Origin of the sequence: Streptomyces sp. NPDC096013 (genome assembly GCF_044763565.1) — a bacterium.
GTDB lineage: Bacteria > Actinomycetota > Actinomycetes > Streptomycetales > Streptomycetaceae > Streptomyces.
In genome coordinates this window covers 496,908-514,095 of record NZ_JBIWGK010000006.1, presented here as the reverse complement: position 1 = coordinate 514,095, position 17,188 = coordinate 496,908, and the positions used below count along the sequence as shown (strand labels likewise).

Here is a 17,188-nt window from a genome sequence, read left to right as displayed (position 1 = left end):
GGAGGCTCATCCTGTACGCGGGTCGAAACAGCACCCGCGTACAGGCCGAAGTCCATCGGGCCCTTATGGAGACGAGGGAATTTAGTCCCGCTCCCGCAGTCTGCCCCTCATAGCGGCGCGCTTCCGCCGATGCTCCCACCAAGCCACCCACCACAGATAGCGATATCGGGATTCCTTTGGCATGAGTAGCCGTACCAAAGCCAGCGGCAGGAAGAAGAGAAAAACGATGAGTAGGAATGCCCACCACGGCATCCCTTCGATCGCACTCTGAGGGATCTCAATCATGATTCAACGACTCTCCGTATGGGAAGGTTGATCGACTCGGCCATCCGGTCCGATCAGCGTCGAATCTTGAGTACCGATCCCTTCAGGGTTACCTCATATCCGTGCCGCCGGGTAGAGATTTTCGCATCGCGCACTCCGATCACGGGGTCAGTCAGTGCGAGCGCAACATCCTGCGCGTAGGGATATCCCGTCCATTGCGCTGCCCACTCGTCGCCCTCCCCCCAGAGTCGCCGCTGGGGGTCGTCGTACCCCTCAACCTCCGTATGCCCCATACGCTCCAGCGGGTCCCAATACCAGTTACCCGTGGCCCAGCGCCGGCCCGGGTCAGTCATAGACATCCTCACAGCAATGCCGGCTAGCAGGGTTTGAGCATCAGCGGTCATGACTGGTAGTGCCTCGCAGAGACGCTTCTCCTCCGGCAGCAAGGGGGTATCGAGCGACAGCATTCGACGATCGGTGTCGCTCAATCGTCCAACCACTTTACCGTTTGGATCGTCAGTGACTACCAGTTCCCCACCTGTCGGAACATGCTCCAACACGTAGCAAGAACCGAACACTCCACCCCTAAGACGCATACCTGGAACCCGCAGGTAATCTTCACTGTCCGGGACGAGATACTGCGCAACGTTCATCGGGGCGTCCGCGATAAAGATCAAACGGTTCCAACGCGGCGAAACCTTGATCGTATACCACGTCAGGGTGTTGATCGTCCATTGCTTCGGCGATGCACCCTCGTCGCCTCGATTGAACAGGCCAAGGGCTAGCATTGCATTCAACTGACGCTGTTGCGGTGCGAAAGAATCCAAGCCGTGCGAACGATCGTTGGGGATTCCCGCAAGTGCCGCTTTATACAGCTCACCCGAGTACTTCATACGGGAGCGTGCGGCCTGCTTTTTCACTGAATTTGACACGCAAAAACCTCACTCGCCCCCGGTAGCGTTTGAGTGGCACGCCAAAACAGATGCTTCCTGCACCGCTTCCACAGAGTGAGTGCACTAACACCCGTGAGACGGCGATTTCAGTACCGGGCCCGCACGCCGGAGCTCCTGGGCCTCTGCGCCCAGTCGACAAAGGTCGATGGCGGGCAGGTTACCTCAGTCGGAGCCCTCCCGCGCAACTCCCCTTCCGCTACAGCGAGATGAGGTCGACTGCGACGGTCAGTCACCCCTCCTGCGTGGCATCTGCTCAAGCCATCGACCCGAAGGAGCGCAATGATCACGACCGCACTGCGAGCTAGAACCGCGCCGCGGCGTCCCGCCTGATCGATAGCAGATCTCCGTGTTCTGGGCCATTTCCACTCCCTCTGGCGGGCACGGGCGTCATGCTCGGTCCATGGGACGAAACAGCAAGCGCCGGCGGAGCGCACGAGCTGCCAAGGCAGGGCGCGATGTCAGGCCGGACCTCTCTGAGATCTCCCGCGTCCGGACCGCGAAGCGCCTGCGCGCAGATATAGCAACGTGGATGGAGAACCCCTCCAAGGGGCCGGGGGCCTCATTCATTGAGGGTGAGCACCCTTCAGATCCCACTGCAGTCTGGGCGATCCTGATGGGCTGGCTTGTCGGGGCACGGGAGCAGATCACCGAGGACCAGGCGCGCGACGCCGTCACGTGGGTCTCCGACAGCCTGGGAATCAAACACGATGACCTCGTCCAAGCAGCAGGGTTCATCGGCCATCCGGACGCGCCGAATCTGACGCTCAACGAAGGGATCGAGCACTACGGGGGCAACCCGATCACGTTCACCCTGTACATGGTGATGCTCTGCGGCGGCCTGGTTGCGACGGTTGGCGACGCCGATCCGGATTGGCTCAAGCAGTTCGATCTGACGGCATGACCAAGTCGGGGGCTCTCCCAGTGGAGCGTCCCCGGCGCATCCGCTCACGCATCGCTCACGCAAGGCCCCGAAAACGCGGAAGCGCCCGAGCCAACCGAAACCGACCCGAGCGCTCCACCGCAGGTCAGAAGGGGTTTCCCCTCCCCCGCGCCAGTAGGCCCTGTGGGACTCGAACCCACAACCAATGGATTAAAAGTCCACTGCTCTGCCAATTGAGCTAAGGGCCCAGGCGATGTTGCCTCCCCGAGCATAGCGGGAGGTGGCCGTGTCTCCGATCGGGTATCGGGGACACGGCCGCGCCGGACGGTGAAACAGGGGGCGAGCAGGGACGAAACGGGAGACCGACTGGTCCGGCGCGCTACGGATCAACCGGTTCCGGCGCCCCCGCCCGTGCCGCAACCCGTGCCTTCGTGCGGGCGTGTTCCGGGTTCAGGAACCAGTGCCGGGCCGAGGCCTGCCACCAGGCCGCGGCGAAGCCGAGGACGACCAGGACCGCGATCGGCGCGTAGTTGAAGGACTCCCAGGTGACCGGGGACACCTGCGGCAGCATGAACAGCACGGTGATCACGATCACCCACACCACCGACACCGTCCCGATCAGCTTCGACCACCGGCCCAGATGCCACGGCCCCCGCTGGAACGCCTCCCCCTTCCCCAGCCGCAGCAGCGTCGGAATGACGTACGCGATGTAGAGGCCGATCACCGCGATCGACGTCACCGCCGCGTATGCCGTCACATTGATCAGGTACGGCAGGCCCAGCACCAGCGCCCCCGCCGCCGCCAGCCACACCGCCGCCACCGGCGTCCTCGTGCGCGGGCTCACCGTGTGCCAGACGTTCGAGAACGGGAGGGCGCCGTCGCGTGAAAAGGCGTAGATCATGCGGCTGTTGGCCGTCACCGACGCCATGCCGCAGAAGAGCTGGGCGCCGATCACCACCAGCAGCAGGAGCTTGCCCGCGGTCGCTCCCAGTGCGTCCAGGAGGATCTGGGCCGGGGGTGCGCCCGTCGGCGAGCCCAGTTCCTTGTCGTAGGACTGGATCGCGTACGTGAAGCCCAGGAGGAGGACGAAGCCCGCGATCCACGATGTCCAGATGGAGCGGACGATGCCCTTGGGGCCCGCCGTCGACGCGTCGTGGGTCTCCTCCGTCATATGGGCCGAGGCGTCGTAGCCGGTGAAGGTGTACTGCGCCATCAGGAGGCCCAGCAGGACGACGTACACCCCGCTGCCCCAGCCCGTGTTGTTGACGAACTTCGTGAAGACGAACGTCGTCGACTGGTGGTGGTCGGGGACGAAGGCGAGCGCGCCCACGATCACGGCCACGCCCAGCACGTGCCACCACACGCTCACGTTGTTGAGGAGGGCGACGATCTTCACGCCGAAGGTGTTCAGCAGGCCGTGGAGGATCAGGATCGCCGCGAACAGGAGGACCGTGCGGCCCGGTGTCACCTTGAAGTCGAACTGCAGATTCAGGTACGCGCCCAGGAACGACGCCGCCCCGAAGTCGATGCCGGCGGTCACGGCGACCTGGCCGAGGACGTTGAACCAGCCCGTGAACCACGCCCAGGCCGCCGCCGTGCGCGGGGGTGCCAGACGGTGGGCCCAGAAGTACAGGCCCGCCGACGTCGGGTAGGCCGAGCAGATCTCGGCCATCGACAGGCCGACGAACAGCGTCATCAGGCCTACGGCGACCCAGCCCCAGGTGATCACGGCCGGGCCGCCCGTGTTCATGCCGAACAGATACAGGGTGAGGCAGCCCGACAGGACCGAGATGATCGTGAAGGAGACCGCGTAGTTGGAGAACGCCGACATGCGGCGGGCGAGAACCTGCGTATAGCCGAGCTGGGCAAGCCGTTCTTCGTCGGAGAGACCGGGAGCGTCTCCCTTTGACAGCCCACTCGCTATGGCGTCATCTGTCATGCCCCCAGCGATTCCCTCGCCGGGGGCGTGACATGCGCCACTTAAGGAATCGATAAGGACTCGATGTGGCTAGAAAATGCCCCTGTAGCCCTGCCATCCGGTCGCGATCTTCACCCGCGCCCCGAACGACCCCCTCCCGTCACCGCTGTTGCGGTACAGCACCCCGGCCGAGTCCCGCTCGACCAGGTCCGCCTTCCCGTCCCCGGTGATGTCCCCGACCCCGACGACCGTGTTGTACGACCCGCCCCACGCGGTGAACAGTTTCGCCCGGGCCCCGAAGGTGCCCCGTCCGGTGCCGTAGTAGCGGTACACGGTGTTCGACCTGTCCTGGGCGATCAGGTCGCCGACGCCGTCGCCGTTGAGGTCACCGACGCCGACGACCTTCTTGTACGTCCTCCAGTCGGCGTACAGCTTCACGCGCGCGGACAGCGTGCCCGTGCTCGTCCCCTTGTAGAGGTAGACGGTGCCGGACGAGGCCGACCGCGCGATCAGGTCCGGGCGGCCGTCGCCGTTGAGGTCACCGGGGGCGGTCAGCACGTCGTACTGGTTCCAGCCGCTCGTCCCCAGGGACGTGTACGGCGTCGACGGCCTGACCGCCGCACCGCAGCCCGGCTTGTACGCGCGCAGGGCGCCGCTGCTGAACCTGACCAGGACGTCGTTGCAGCCGTCCCCGCTCAGGTCACCGAACGCCACCGGCCTGATGCTCGTCGCCCAGCCCGTGCCGGTGACCTTTCCGGAGAACCCGCCCTTGCCCGTGCCCTCCTGGAAGGCCAGGGCGCCGGAGGAGTCGAGAGTGAGCAGGTCGGCGATGCCGTCCCGGCCGGCGTGGTCGCGCCGCACGGGCGCGGCCGGGGTGCCGGCCGACAGGATGTGGACGCGCTCCGCCGTGTCGACGTACGCCACCCGGTCGCCGTTCGCTTCGAGCGTCCAGCGGATGCCCCGGTCGGAGGCGACCCGCCCGTCCAGGTTCGGCGTCGCGGGCAGGTCGGCCACGTCCGCGGTGACCGCACCGCCGGAGCGGACGTCGGTGCGGACCAGCTTGCCGCGGGCGGTGTCGTGCCGGATCAGGAAGCCGTCGGCCAGCAGGGCGTCACCGGCCGGTACGGCCACCGAGCGGCCCCGGGAGCGGTCGAACACACCGGCCGTCCCCTGTGCCGTACAGGCCCAGTGGACCCAGCGGCCGACGACCTGCAACTCGTCGGGCACACAGCCCGAGCCGACGTTGACGTCCACGGCCGGGAGGCTTGAGCCGAGCCTGGTCAGCGTCAGATGGCCGGCGGTGGCCGCGGTGGTCCACAGCTGGTCGTCCCACACGGTGGCGGCCGTGGCCGTACGCGTCGCGGCCACCGTCATCCGTGTCCAGTCGTAGACGTACTGCTCGGTGTCGTCGGACACGACCGTGTACCGGCCGTCCGCCGCCACCACGTGGGCGAAGGGGCCGCCGACCCTCACGGTGTCCACCGTGCCGGACGGCAGGCGCCGGTGGATCGCCCCGCTGCTGCCTCCCGGGGTGTCGTCGTACACGACGGAGCCGTCCCCGAGGGCGAAGAGACGCGTACAGGCCCACTGGGTCGGGCAGGGCTTGCCGCCGCCGCCCTGGCGCACCGGACCGACCTGCGGGGGCGAACTCGTCGAGACAGTGCGGGAGTTCCACATGACGTCCGCCGACGAAGGCGCGGTCTGGTCGGTGTAGGTGAGCGTGCCGCCCGCGAGGGCCACCCCGTCGACGGGGGCCGGCACCGGCGGCAGGTCGACGATCCTGGTGACCGTCGGCTCGCCTTCGGAGGACCGGGTCACCCGCCACACACCCCAGTCCCGCGGCCCCGAACCGCCTTCGACGACGGCCGATCCGTCCGGTGTCTGCGTCAGGGAGATCTGCGCCCGGGGCACCAACTGGCGCCATTCGCCCCCGCTCAGAGGCATCGTCAGCAGCGCGCGGGTGCTGTCGTCGACGGCGACCAGGTGGTCCCCGACGACGGTGAGCGCGATCTTCCCGGCCGTGGCGGACGCCGGTATCTCGACGGCCGGTCCCCGCGGGTCGTCCCGGCGGACCAGCCGGGCGCCCAGGTTGGGCTGCCACCAGCCCACGTAGTCGTGGGTGAGCAGGGGGATCCAGGCCAGATTCGGCTTGTACGGCTCGAAGACGGGGGTGACCGTGCCGTCGTGGAGGTCGACGAGGGCGAGCTGGGTGAGGAGGACGTTCGGGTCGTCCGTGGGCACGCGGTAGTGCAGCAGCAGCGAGCGGGCGTCCCGGGCGCCCGGCGACTGGACCTTCGCGCCCTCGGGTATGCCGGTCACGACCGTGTCGGAGGTGCCGCCGTCGGCCGTCGGCCTGAGCACGTGCACCGTACGCATGTCCAGCCGGCTGGTGCCCTCGTGCGCGACGACCGCCACACCCGCCACACCGTCCGGTTGCAGCGTGCTCGGCAGGGTGACCGTCCCGCGGTCCGCACCCGTGCCGATGTCACGGAACCGGATCGTGTACGGGGTCCTCCCCAGTGCTTCGAACGCCGTGTCGGACTGGGCCAGGCCGAGTTGCCCCTGTGTCCCGTCCCAGCGCGAGAAGTCGGTGAGGTCCCGGGACTGTCCGGTCGCGTAGTCCGTCCACTGCTGGTGCTCGGTGCCCTCCGGCTGGGACAGCAGCCCGGTGTCGCCGTACCCCTCCAGCCCCGCGGAGCGCGGGACGGTCCTGACCCCGGCCGGCAGCACGGTCTCACCCGCCGCCCCGGCGGCCGACGCCGTCCCGACAACCCCTGGTGAACCCACGGCCAGCGCGAGAACGGCGGCCAGCGCCACGCCCCCGAGCCCCCGCCGCCGTACGAACGTGCGGCCCTTCACGGAACCCCCCGGCCCCTCGACCCGTATCTGTGAATGAAATGTGCATGCCCTGAGAGGGCTACGGGAGCGTATCAGCGAGCGGTCCTGGGGCCACCGGGGTTTCCGTGGCATACGAAAGGGCCCGTACGACCATGTCGTACGGGCCCTTTCGTCAGCTCACTCGGTGTCAGCCGTTGCGCTTCCAGCGCGGCTTGTCGTCACGGCGGCCGAAGGAACCGGTGCCGGTACCCGTGCCGGTCGTGCCGCGGTGGCCGTACGGGCGGTCGTGGCCGCCGGTGCGGAAGCCGGGGCGGTCGCCCTGGCGGTCGCGGTTGAACGGACGGTCGCTGCCCCGGTGACCGCTCGCGGGACGGTCGTCGCGGCGGAAGCCGCCACGGTCGCCGCCGCGGTCGTTGCCACCGCGGTCGTCACGGCGGAAGCCTCCGGAGGGGCGGTCGTCACGACGTTCGAAAGAACGGCCGCCACGGTCGCCGCCGTTGCCACCGCGGTCGTTGCCGCCACGGTCGTCACGGCGGAAGCCGCCCGAGGGACGCTCGTCACGACGGTCGAAAGAACGGCCACCGCGGTCGCCGTCACGACGGTCGTTGTTGAAGCCGCCGGAGGGACGGTCGTCGCGGCGGAAACCGCCACGGTCGTTGCCGCCACGGTCGTCACGACGGAAGCCGCCCGAGGGACGCTCGTCACGACGGTCGAAAGAACGGCCGCCACGGTCGTCACGCCGGTCGTCGCGACGGAAGCCGCCGGAGGGGCGGTCGTCACGGCGCTCGAAGGAACGGCCACCGCGGTCGTCACGGCGGTCACGGCGCTCGTAGTTGCCCCGGTCGTCCCGCTGCTGACGCGGACGGTCGTAGGAAGAGGACTCCTCGCGGGCCGGCGCGGGCTCCGCGGCGACCGCCTCGGCGGCGGCCTCCACGACGGCGGCGGCCTCGGCGACCGCGGCCTCCGGGTCGTCGCCCCGCTCGCGCGCGGCACGGGCGATCAGCCGGTCGGACTCCTCGCGCAGCTCGGCGGCGCGGCGCGTGGCCCGCTCCAGCTCCTTGGTGAGCTGGGCGACCTCGCGCTCGGCCTGCTGCGCGGCGTCGCCCGCCGACTGGGCCTGGACCTCGGTCATCGAACGGGCGCCGGTGATCTCGGCGACCTCGGGCTCGAAGGCCGTACCGGTGTTGATGATGTGCCGCCCGGCGTCGACGCCCGCGTCCTCCATCAGCCGGAAGATCTGGCGCCGCTGGTGCGGCAGGGAGAGGGACACGACGGTGCCCGTACGACCGGCACGCGCGGTGCGGCCCGCACGGTGCAGGTAGTCCTTGTGGTCGCCGGCCGGGTCCACGTTCAGGACCAGGTCGATGCCGTCGACGTGGATACCGCGGGCGGCCACGTCGGTCGCGACGAGCGCGTTGACGTAGCCCTCCTTGAAGTCCGCCAGCGTCCGGGTGCGGGCGCCCTGCGTCATGCCGCCGTGCAGCGCGTCGGCCTTCACGCCGGACTCGCGCAGCTGCTCGGCGATGCGGTCGGCGCCCAGCTGGGTGCGGACGAAGATGATCGTGCGGCCCTTGCGGGAGGCGATCGCGGCGGTGACCGGCGCCTTGTCCTTGGGCTTCACGATGAGGATGTGGTGGGACATCGTCGTGACGTTGCCCTGCGCGCTGTCGACCTCGTGGGTGACCTCGTCGGTGAGGTAGCGCTTGACGAGGGTGGAGATCTCGTTCTCCATCGTCGCCGAGAACAGCATGCGCTGGCCGCCGGCCGGGATCTGGTCGAGCAGCTCGGTGACCTCGGGCAGGAAGCCCAGGTCGGACATCTGGTCGGCCTCGTCGAGGACGGCGATGCGCACGTCCTCGAGGGAGCAGGCGCCGCGGTTGATGATGTCGCGCAGACGGCCCGGGGTGGCGACGAGGACGTCGACGCCGCGCTCCAGGGCGTAGATCTGGTTGCCCATGGACGTGCCGCCGCAGACGACCTTCATCTTCAGGCCGAGGACGTCGCCGTAGGGCTGGAGGGCGTCGGCGACCTGCATCGCCAGCTCGCGGGTGGGGGTGAGGATGATGCCGCGCGGGCGCTTCTTCTCGGTGCGGCCGCCGGACAGCGTCGCGAGCAGCGGCAGACCGAACGAGAGGGTCTTGCCGGAGCCGGTGCGGCCACGGCCGAGGATGTCCTTGCCGGCCAGGGCGTCCGGGATGGTCGCGGCCTGGATCGGGAAGGGGGCGGTCACACCGTTCTGCGCGAGCTTGCGCACGATGCCCTCGGGGAGACCGAGGTCCGCGAAGGTGACCTCGGGAGCTGCCTCGGTGGTGGCCTCTACGGCCGTCTCGTCGCCCTCGTTCTCGGGCATGACGATGTGATCAGTACTGGAAATGGACATGCGAATGCGAAACCTTCCGGAGTCTCCGTCGGCACGCGCCCGTCAACTCCGTGATTCGCTATCGACCGCCTCAATGCGGTCCGCCACGGCAAGGGGAGAGTACGCGCCACACGGCGCGCTCTGCAGTGGCGCCGGGCAATGGGATCAAACGATCTACCACCATACGCACCCACCACCCCCGGAGGCAAACCCGCCTCGATTGACGTGCGTCACAACCGTTCCTACGCCGGTGATCCGGCCGCCGGCGCCGGTTCACGGTCGACCAGCTGCGGGGCGGGGTCCTCGTGCGCGGAGGACGAGGGTTCCGCCACCGTCGGCTGGGCGGACGGCGACTGCGGGCTCGGCGAGGGGTCCGGGGGCGGCGGGGTCCGCGTCGGGGTCGGCTGCGGCGCGGCCGTCGTCGGCCCGCCCGGCTTCGCGCTCGTGCCGGGTCTGGGCGCCTTGGACCCGGCCGGGCTCGCCGCACCGCCGGGCGCGGACGGCGAGGCCGACCCCGAGGCGGACTCCCCGGGCCGGGGCTTGCCGTGCCCGTGTTTCCCGTCACCCCGCGACCCGCCGAACCCGATCCCGCCCCCCGGTCCCCCCGAACCGCCGTCGGGCGCCTCGCCGGCGTGCTGTCCGGCGGAGTGCGAGGGCTTGGCACCGCCGCCCGCGTCGTCGCCCACGCTCATGCAGCCGGCGGCAGCGGCGACGACGGCGACCGCGGCGGCCAGACGGACGGGTACGTACATGGGGCGCACGGGGCCACCTCCGAGGCGGAAAAAGGGAGTCCCCCTCTCAACTCCCACCGCCCACCGGAAGACACGCGTCCGACCGCCGCCGCCCGTTCCTGGCCGGAGAACACCCCTTCCCGCCCCGACACCGGCCGGAAGCAGCCGCTACGACGACCACCCCTGTCCCCAACTGCCCGCCCCCGCACACCATTTCGCCCTGTCCCGGCACACACAGGACAAGCCCGCCGCGCGACAGCCGCCCCGAACCGGCGTTCGTCCCCGACAATGGGCGTGTGCTGGAAATGACACGCGAGGCGTTCGAAGAGCTGGTGAGCGAAGCCCTGGACCGGATCCCGCCGGAGCTGACGCGGGTCATGGACAACGTGGCGGTGTTCGTCGAGGACGAACCCGACCCGTCCGACCCCGAGCTGCTCGGCCTCTACGAGGGCACACCGCTCACGGAACGCGGCGAGTGGTACGCCGGCGTCCTCCCCGACCGCATCTCGATCTACATGGGCCCGACCCTGCGCCACTGCGCGACCACCGAGGAGGTCGTCCACGAGGTCGCCGTGACCGTCGTCCACGAGGTCGCCCACCACTTCGGCATCGAGGACGAGCGCCTGCACGAACTGGGCTGGGGCTGACGCACCCGCATACCCTCCCCCACCCCTGGGCATACGGGACCAATGGCCAGCGTCCCCCTCGCCGCCCTGAACCGCCTCCGCCGAACCCGGTACGCCCTGATCCGCCGGTACCGCAGCCGCCGTCCCCGCCCCACCGTCGAGCTCGTCCCGCAGCCGCACCCCTGGACCCGCGCCCTCGGCCTGGTCATGGTCGTCCTGGTCGGGGCCTGGCTCGGCCTGCTGATCGTCGGCAACGTCCGGGCCCAGGTCGGCCCCATGAACACGACCATGACCCTGCGTCCGTCCCTCACCGGCGGCACGAAGATCAACGTGTCCCCGCTCGGCGCCCTGTCCCTGGACAGCCACCACGCCCCGGTCCGCCTCGACGTCAACGTCGACCAGCTCGACCCGGAACGCTCGCAGTCCCTCGTCGACCACCCCGAGCGCATCTCCGGCCTCCAGGACGAGGTCGCCCGCGACGTGGAGCACGGCACCCTCGACCTGGCCGTACGGTCCTGCACGGCCGTGGTCCTCGGCGCCACGACACTGGGCCTCGCGATCTACCGCCGCCCCCGCCGGGCCCTCGCGGCAGGCGGCCTGGCGCTCACGCTCCTCGCCGCGTCCGGGGCGACGGCGTACGCGACCTGGAACCCCAAGTCGATCCTCGAACCGAAGTTCTCCGGCCTGCTCTCCAGCGCCCCGTCCCTGGTCGGCAACGCCCGCAGCATCGTCACCGAATTCGACGTCTACCAGCAGGAGTTGGCCCGCCTGGTGACAAACGTGACCAAGCTCTACGACGTCACGTCGACGCTCCCCGCGTACCAGCCGGACCCCACCACGATCCGCGTCCTGCACGTCTCGGACATCCATCTGAACCCCGCGAGCTGGAAGATCATCGCGTCCCTGGTGGAGCAGTACAAGGTCGACGTGATCGTCGACACCGGCGACACCATGGACCACGGCACGACCGCCGAGAACGGCTTCCTCGACCCGATCGGCGACCTGGATGTCCCCTACGTCTGGGTCCGGGGCAACCACGACTCCCTCGCCACCCAGCGCTACCTCGAACACATCAAGAACGTGCACGTCCTGGACGAGGGCCGCGCCCAGACGGTCGCGGGCCTGCGCTTCGCGGGCATCGGCGACCCCCAGTTCACCCCCGACCGCTCGACCGCCCCCGGCGCCGACAACTCGGAGGAACTCGCCGGCGACCAGCTCGCCTCCGCGCTCCGCGACCAACGGGCCGCCCGCACCCCGGTCGACATCGCCCTCGTCCACGAACCGTCGGCGGCACGCCAGACCGACGGCGAGGTCCCCCTCGTCCTGGCCGGCCACCTCCACCACGAGGGCACCGAGGTCATGAAGCACGGCACCCGCCTGCGCATCGAGGGCTCGACGGGCGGCAGCGGCCTGCGCGCGGTCGAGGGCAAGTACCCCGACCCCATCGAGGCGTCGATCCTCTACGTCGACCGTGACACCCGCCGCCTCCAGGCCTGGGACGAGATCAAGCTCGGCGGCCTCGGCCTGACGACGGCGGAGGTGAGCCGCCACCTCCCGAAGGAGAACCTCCCGGGCGCACCCCAGTCACCGAGCCCGTCCCCGAGTCCCTCCCTGAGCCCGTCCCCGAGCGGGACCCCGGCCCGGTCTCCGAGTCCGCCCCGGACCCCCTCCCCCAGCCCCTCCCCATCGGCCCCGTAAACCGTTTTGGCGATACCTCCCGCCATCCCATATGCTTCTCACGTCCCCGACGCGCTGAGAAGCGCCCAGGCGGGCCGATAGCCCTCATCGTCTAGCGGCCTAGGACGCCGCCCTTTCAAGGCGGTAGCACGGGTTCGAATCCCGTTGGGGGCACGCAACACCGTGTGCGACACTGGCTCTCGCCAGTCAGCACGCAACAGCTTGGTCCTGTGGAGCAGTTTGGAGTGCTCGCCACCCTGTCAAGGTGGAGGCCGCGGGTTCAAATCCCGTCAGGACCGCTGAGGTTCCGTGAGGAACCTCGTGGCTGGGTAGCTCAGTTGGTACGAGCGATCGCCTGAAAAGCGATAGGTCGCCGGTTCGACCCCGGCCCCAGCCACCGGATCGAAAGCCCTGTCCCACCGGGACGGGGCTTTCGTCGTGACCGGACGACACAGGGTGGGGCGCGATGGGCCAGGACACCGACCTGGAGAAGATACGGGCGCGGTACGGACTGCTCGCGGTGGTGGGCAGCAACTTCGGGATCACCGCGGTGGCGGTCTTCGGCGTATGGCAGCTGGACGGCGACCGCGCGGTGATCGTAGGCGTACTGACCTCGGCGTTCACCGCGATGGCGGGCCTGACGACGGCGTACCTGGGCATCAAGGCGGTGTCGAACACGGCGCAGTCGATGTCCAAGGACGCGGGTCACCAGCAGGACGCGGCCCGGCAGAGTCCAGCCCCTCCGGCGGCCGAGGACGAGGCCCCTTCCGGGCCGATGGGGGGCCTGGGGACGGAGCTCCCGTCGCCGGCGCCCACCCCGGACCATTGACCCGGGACAATTCATTCGCCAGGAATTTCGCCGAGGTGAGATCCTTGACGGCGTATGTCTACGCACCCCGCCTCCGCACCCGGCGCCCCGTCACCCGGCGCCCCCGCCCTGGGTGACCTCGCCCCCCGCCTGTCCGAGCTGACCCTGCGCGACGCGCACCGTCTCGGCCGCAGGCTCGAAGGCGCGCGCAGGATCCGGAAACCGGAGGCCCGCGCCGCGGTCCTCGCCGAGATCGAGACCGAGGTCGCCCGCGGCGAGGAGCGGATGGCCGCGCGACGCACCCGTGTCCCCACCGTCTCGTACCCCGAGCAGCTCCCGGTCAGCCAGAAGAAGGACGACATCGCGGCCGCGATCCGCGATCACCAGGTCGTGATCGTCGCGGGCGAGACCGGCTCGGGCAAGACCACCCAGATCCCCAAGATCTGCCTCGAACTCGGCCGCGGCGTCCGCGGCATGATCGGCCACACCCAGCCCCGCCGTATCGCCGCCCGCACGGTGGCCGAGCGCGTGGCGGAGGAGATGGACACCCCGCTCGGCGAGGCCGTCGGCTGGAAGGTCCGCTTCACGGACCAGGTGAACCCGGAGTCGACGTTCATCAAGCTGATGACGGACGGCATCCTGCTCGCCGAGATCCAGACCGACCGCGAACTGCGCGCCTACGACACGATCATCATCGACGAGGCCCACGAGCGGTCCCTGAACATCGACTTCCTGCTCGGCTACCTCGCCCAACTGCTGCCCAAGCGCCCGGACTTGAAGGTCGTCATCACCTCGGCGACCATCGACCCCGAGCGTTTCTCCCGGCACTTCGGCGAGGCCCCGATCATCGAGGTGAGCGGCCGGACGTACCCGGTCGAGGTCCGTTACCGCCCCCTGCTCGAAGACGACTCCGAGGACGCCGACCGCGACCAGATCACCGCGATCTGCGACGCCGTGGAGGAGCTCCAGGGCGAGGGCAAGGGAGACATCCTGGTCTTCCTCTCGGGGGAGCGGGAGATCCGCGACACGGCGGACGCGCTCACGAAGAAGAACTACCGGTTCACGGAAGTCCTCCCCCTCTACGCCCGGCTCTCGCACGCCGAGCAGCATCGCGTGTTCCAGCAGCACACAGGCCGAAGGATCGTTCTGGCGACGAACGTCGCGGAGACCTCCCTCACCGTCCCGGGCATCAAGTACGTCATCGACCCCGGCTTCGCCCGCATCAGCCGCTACAGCCACCGTACGAAGGTGCAGCGCCTGCCCATCGAGGCCATCAGCCAGGCAAGTGCCAATCAGCGCAAGGGGCGTTGCGGCCGTACCTCGGACGGCATCTGCATCCGGCTGTACTCGGAGGAGGACTTCGAGGCCCGCCCGGAGTTCACCGACGCCGAGATCCTGCGGACGAACCTCGCCTCTGTCATCCTTCAGATGACCGCGGCCGGTCTCGGGGAGATCGAGAAGTTCCCGTTCATCGACCCGCCGGACCACCGCAACATCCGCGACGGCGTCCAACTCCTCCAGGAACTGGGCGCGTTGGACCCGGACGAGAAGGACCCGCGCAAGCGCCTCACCCAGACCGGCCGCAAGCTGGCCCAGCTCCCGGTCGACCCCCGCCTGGCCCGCATGGTCCTGGAGGCCGACAAGAACGGCTGTGTCCGCGAGGTCATGGTGATCGCCGCCGCGCTCTCCATCCAGGACCCGCGCGAGCGCCCGGCGGAGAAGCAGACCCAGGCGGACCAGCAACACGCCCGGTTCCGCGACGAGTCGAGCGACTTCCTCGCGTTCCTGAACATGTGGCGCTACATCCGCGAGCAGCAGAAGGAGCGCGGCTCCTCGGCGTTCCGTCGCATGTGCAAGCAGGAGTACCTGAACTTCCTCCGTATCCGCGAGTGGCAGGACATCTACAGCCAACTCCGCACGGTGGCCAAGCAGATGGGCATCCAGTTCAACGAGGAGGACGCGGCCGAGCAGAGCGTCCACGTCTCCCTCCTCGCCGGACTGCTCTCGCACATCGGCATGAAGGACGTGAAGGAGGGCGCGAAGAACGAGTATCTCGGCGCCCGCGGCGCCAAGTTCGCGATCTTCCCCGGCTCGGCCCTCTTCAAGAAGACCCCGCGTTTCGTCATGTCGGCGGAACTGGTGGAGACGTCCCGCCTCTGGGCCCGCGTCAACGCCAGGATCGAGCCCGAGTGGGTCGAGCCCCTCGCCGGCCACCTCCTCAAGCGGACCTACAGCGAACCGCACTGGGAGAAGGACCAGGCAGCCGTGATGGCCTTCGAGAAGGTCACGCTCTACGGCGTCCCGATCATCGCCCAGCGCAAGGTGAACTACGGCCGCATCGACCCGGAGGCGTCCCGCGAGCTGTTCATCCGCAACGCGCTGGTCGAGGGCGACTGGCGCACCCACCACAAGTTCTTCGCCGACAACCGCCGGCTCCTCACCGAGGTCGAGGAGCTGGAGCACCGCGCCCGCCGCCGCGACATCCTCGTCGACGACGAGACGCTCTACGACTTCTACGACCAGCGGGTGCCCGAACACGTCGTCTCCGGCGCCCACTTCGACTCCTGGTGGAAGAAGAAGCGGACCGAAGAAGGCAGAGAGCCCGAACTCCTCGACTTCGAGCGCTCGATGCTCATCAACGAGCGGGCCGGAGACATCAGCAAGGCCGACTATCCCGACTCCTGGCACCAGGGACGGCTCAAGTTCCGGGTGACGTACCAGTTCGAGCCGGGCGCGGACGCGGACGGTGTCACGGTCCACATCCCGCTCCAGGTCCTCAACCAGGTCACGGACGAGGGCTTCGACTGGCAGATCCCGGGCCTGCGCGAGGAGGTCGTCACCGAACTGATCCGCTCCCTCCCCAAGCCGATCCGCCGCAACTACGTGCCGGCCCCGAACTTCGCCCAGCGCTTCCTGGCGACGGCGAACCCGCTCCAGGAACCCCTGACGACCACCATGGCGCGGGAGTTGAAGCGCATGGTCGGAGTCCCCTTCACCGCCGAGGACTTCGACTGGTCGAAGGTCCCCGACCACCTCCTGATCACCTTCCGGATCGTGGACGAGCGGCGCCGCAAGATCGCCGAGGACAAGGACCTGGAGGCGCTGAAGGTCCGCCTGAAGCCGAAGGCACGCCAGGCCATCTCCCAGGCGGCCGCGGCGACGGCCGAGCGCGAGGGCGGCGAGTCCCTGGAGCGCAAGGGCCTCACCGACTGGACGATCGGCACGCTCACCCGCGTCTTCGAGACCCGCAGGGCCGGCCAGCCGGTGAAGGCGTACCCGGCGCTGGTCGACGACGGCGACACCGTCTCCGTGCGGCTCTTCGACACGGAGGAGGAGCAGGCGGAGGCGATGTGGAAGGGCACGCGCCGGCTCATCGTGCGCAACATCCCGGTGAACCCGGCGAAGTTCGCGTCCGAAAAGCTCACCAACGCGCAGAAGCTCGCCCTGTCCGCGAATCCGCACGGTTCGATCCAGGCGCTGTTCGACGACTGCGCGCTCGCGGCGGCCGACAAGCTCATCGGCGACTTCGGCGGCCCGGCGTGGGACGAGGAGTCGTACCGGAAGCTCTACGAGAAGGTGCGTGCCGAGATCGTCGACACGACGGTCCGCGCGGTGGGCCAGGTCCAGCAGGTGCTGGCCGCCTGGCAGGCCTGTGAGCGCCGCCTGAAGGCCGCGCACAGCCCCGCGCTCCTGCCCAACCTCGCGGACGTGCGCGCCCAGTTGGACGCCCTCGTGAAGCCGGGCTTCGTCACGGCGGTGGGGATACGCCGCCTGCCCGACCTGATGCGCTACCTCGTGGCCGCCGACCGCCGCCTCCAGCAGATGCCGACGGGGGTTCAGCGGGACACCACCCGCATGGAGAAGGTCCACGAGATGCAGGACGAGTACGCCTGGCTCCTGGAACAACTCCCCCAGGGCCGCCCGGTCCCCGACTCCGTCCGGGACATCCGCTGGATGATCGAGGAACTCCGGGTGAGCTATTTCGCCCACGCGCTCGGCACGGCGTATCCGGTCTCCGACAAGCGGATCGTGAAGGCGATCGACGCCGCCGCACCGTGACGAACCCTGCACACCGAGTGAGTTCGACCAGGCGGGCCCGCCTCCTGTACAGTCTCATCTCGCAGCACAACGCAC

10 protein-coding genes and 4 tRNA genes are annotated in these 17,188 nt (G+C 69.3%); 8 read left to right on the top strand and 6 right to left on the bottom strand.

What is annotated here, in order from left to right:
* Positions 1 to 338: 338 nt before the first annotated feature.
* A complete protein-coding gene (locus ACIRB1_RS23220; RefSeq protein WP_403466774.1) occupies positions 339 to 1,196 on the bottom strand; it encodes a hypothetical protein in 858 nt (285 codons plus the stop codon).
* Between the two features lie 550 nt (positions 1,197 to 1,746).
* Between ACIRB1_RS23220 and ACIRB1_RS23215 the strand changes: the two genes are divergently transcribed.
* Positions 1,747 to 2,118 (top strand): hypothetical protein, encoded by a 372-nt coding sequence (locus tag ACIRB1_RS23215; protein WP_403466773.1) that lies wholly within the window; start codon positions 1,747 to 1,749, stop codon positions 2,116 to 2,118.
* A 154-nt stretch (positions 2,119 to 2,272) separates the two neighbouring features.
* Here the strand turns inward: ACIRB1_RS23215 and ACIRB1_RS23210 are convergent.
* The 5 genes from ACIRB1_RS23210 to ACIRB1_RS23190 form a co-directional block, all read right to left on the bottom strand.
* A tRNA-Lys gene (locus ACIRB1_RS23210) sits at positions 2,273 to 2,345 on the bottom strand.
* Between the two features lie 131 nt (positions 2,346 to 2,476).
* Positions 2,477 to 4,036, bottom strand: coding sequence for an amino acid permease (locus ACIRB1_RS23205; RefSeq protein WP_403466772.1), 1,560 nt, complete (start codon positions 4,034 to 4,036; stop codon positions 2,477 to 2,479).
* A gap of 69 nt (positions 4,037 to 4,105) precedes the next feature.
* Positions 4,106 to 6,874 carry an FG-GAP repeat domain-containing protein gene (locus tag ACIRB1_RS23200; protein WP_403466771.1) on the bottom strand — a complete coding sequence of 923 codons (2,769 nt, stop codon included), beginning with the start codon at positions 6,872 to 6,874 and terminating at the stop codon, positions 4,106 to 4,108.
* Between the two features lie 166 nt (positions 6,875 to 7,040).
* Positions 7,041 to 9,233 (bottom strand): DEAD/DEAH box helicase, encoded by a 2,193-nt coding sequence (locus tag ACIRB1_RS23195; protein WP_403466770.1) that lies wholly within the window; start codon positions 9,231 to 9,233, stop codon positions 7,041 to 7,043.
* A gap of 221 nt (positions 9,234 to 9,454) precedes the next feature.
* Positions 9,455 to 9,964 carry a hypothetical protein gene (locus ACIRB1_RS23190; protein WP_352179685.1) on the bottom strand — a complete coding sequence of 170 codons (510 nt, stop codon included), beginning with the start codon at positions 9,962 to 9,964 and terminating at the stop codon, positions 9,455 to 9,457.
* A gap of 275 nt (positions 9,965 to 10,239) precedes the next feature.
* Between ACIRB1_RS23190 and ACIRB1_RS23185 the strand changes: the two genes are divergently transcribed.
* The 7 genes from ACIRB1_RS23185 to hrpA all read left to right on the top strand — a co-directional run bounded on the left by ACIRB1_RS23185 (position 10,240) and on the right by hrpA (position 17,113).
* The gene (locus ACIRB1_RS23185; protein ID WP_266770685.1) at positions 10,240 to 10,590 is read left to right on the top strand and encodes a metallopeptidase family protein; all 351 of its coding nucleotides are present in this window, start codon (positions 10,240 to 10,242) and stop codon (positions 10,588 to 10,590) included.
* A gap of 42 nt (positions 10,591 to 10,632) precedes the next feature.
* Positions 10,633 to 12,267 (top strand): metallophosphoesterase, encoded by a 1,635-nt coding sequence (locus ACIRB1_RS23180; RefSeq protein ID WP_403466769.1) that lies wholly within the window; start codon positions 10,633 to 10,635, stop codon positions 12,265 to 12,267.
* A gap of 80 nt (positions 12,268 to 12,347) precedes the next feature.
* Positions 12,348 to 12,420: transfer RNA gene (locus tag ACIRB1_RS23175), tRNA-Glu, on the top strand.
* A gap of 50 nt (positions 12,421 to 12,470) precedes the next feature.
* Positions 12,471 to 12,545 (top strand) — tRNA-Asp (locus ACIRB1_RS23170).
* Between the two features lie 24 nt (positions 12,546 to 12,569).
* Positions 12,570 to 12,643, top strand: a tRNA-Phe gene (locus ACIRB1_RS23165).
* A 69-nt stretch (positions 12,644 to 12,712) separates the two neighbouring features.
* Entirely contained in the window at positions 12,713 to 13,075 is a 363-nt protein-coding gene (locus ACIRB1_RS23160) for a hypothetical protein (protein WP_352179687.1), read from the top strand.
* A 54-nt stretch (positions 13,076 to 13,129) separates the two neighbouring features.
* Complete coding sequence (hrpA, locus tag ACIRB1_RS23155) at positions 13,130 to 17,113, top strand: ATP-dependent RNA helicase HrpA (protein WP_403466768.1); 3,984 nt, start codon at positions 13,130 to 13,132, stop codon at positions 17,111 to 17,113.
* Positions 17,114 to 17,188: the final 75 nt, after the last annotated feature.

Excerpts from the sequence above, each read along its gene's own strand:
- ACIRB1_RS23190 (WP_352179685.1), bottom strand. The coding sequence starts at position 9,964 with ATGTACGTACCCGTCCGTCTGGCCGCCGCGGTCGCCGTCGTCGCCGCT.
- ACIRB1_RS23195 (WP_403466770.1), bottom strand. The coding sequence starts at position 9,233 with ATGTCCATTTCCAGTACTGATCACATCGTCATGCCCGAGAACGAGGGC.
- ACIRB1_RS23205 (WP_403466772.1), bottom strand. The coding sequence starts at position 4,036 with ATGACAGATGACGCCATAGCGAGTGGGCTGTCAAAGGGAGACGCTCCC.
- ACIRB1_RS23215 (WP_403466773.1), top strand. The coding sequence starts at position 1,747 with ATGGAGAACCCCTCCAAGGGGCCGGGGGCCTCATTCATTGAGGGTGAG.
- ACIRB1_RS23180 (WP_403466769.1), top strand. The coding sequence starts at position 10,633 with ATGGCCAGCGTCCCCCTCGCCGCCCTGAACCGCCTCCGCCGAACCCGG.
- hrpA (WP_403466768.1), top strand. The coding sequence starts at position 13,130 with ATGTCTACGCACCCCGCCTCCGCACCCGGCGCCCCGTCACCCGGCGCC.
- ACIRB1_RS23160 (WP_352179687.1), top strand. The coding sequence starts at position 12,713 with ATGGGCCAGGACACCGACCTGGAGAAGATACGGGCGCGGTACGGACTG.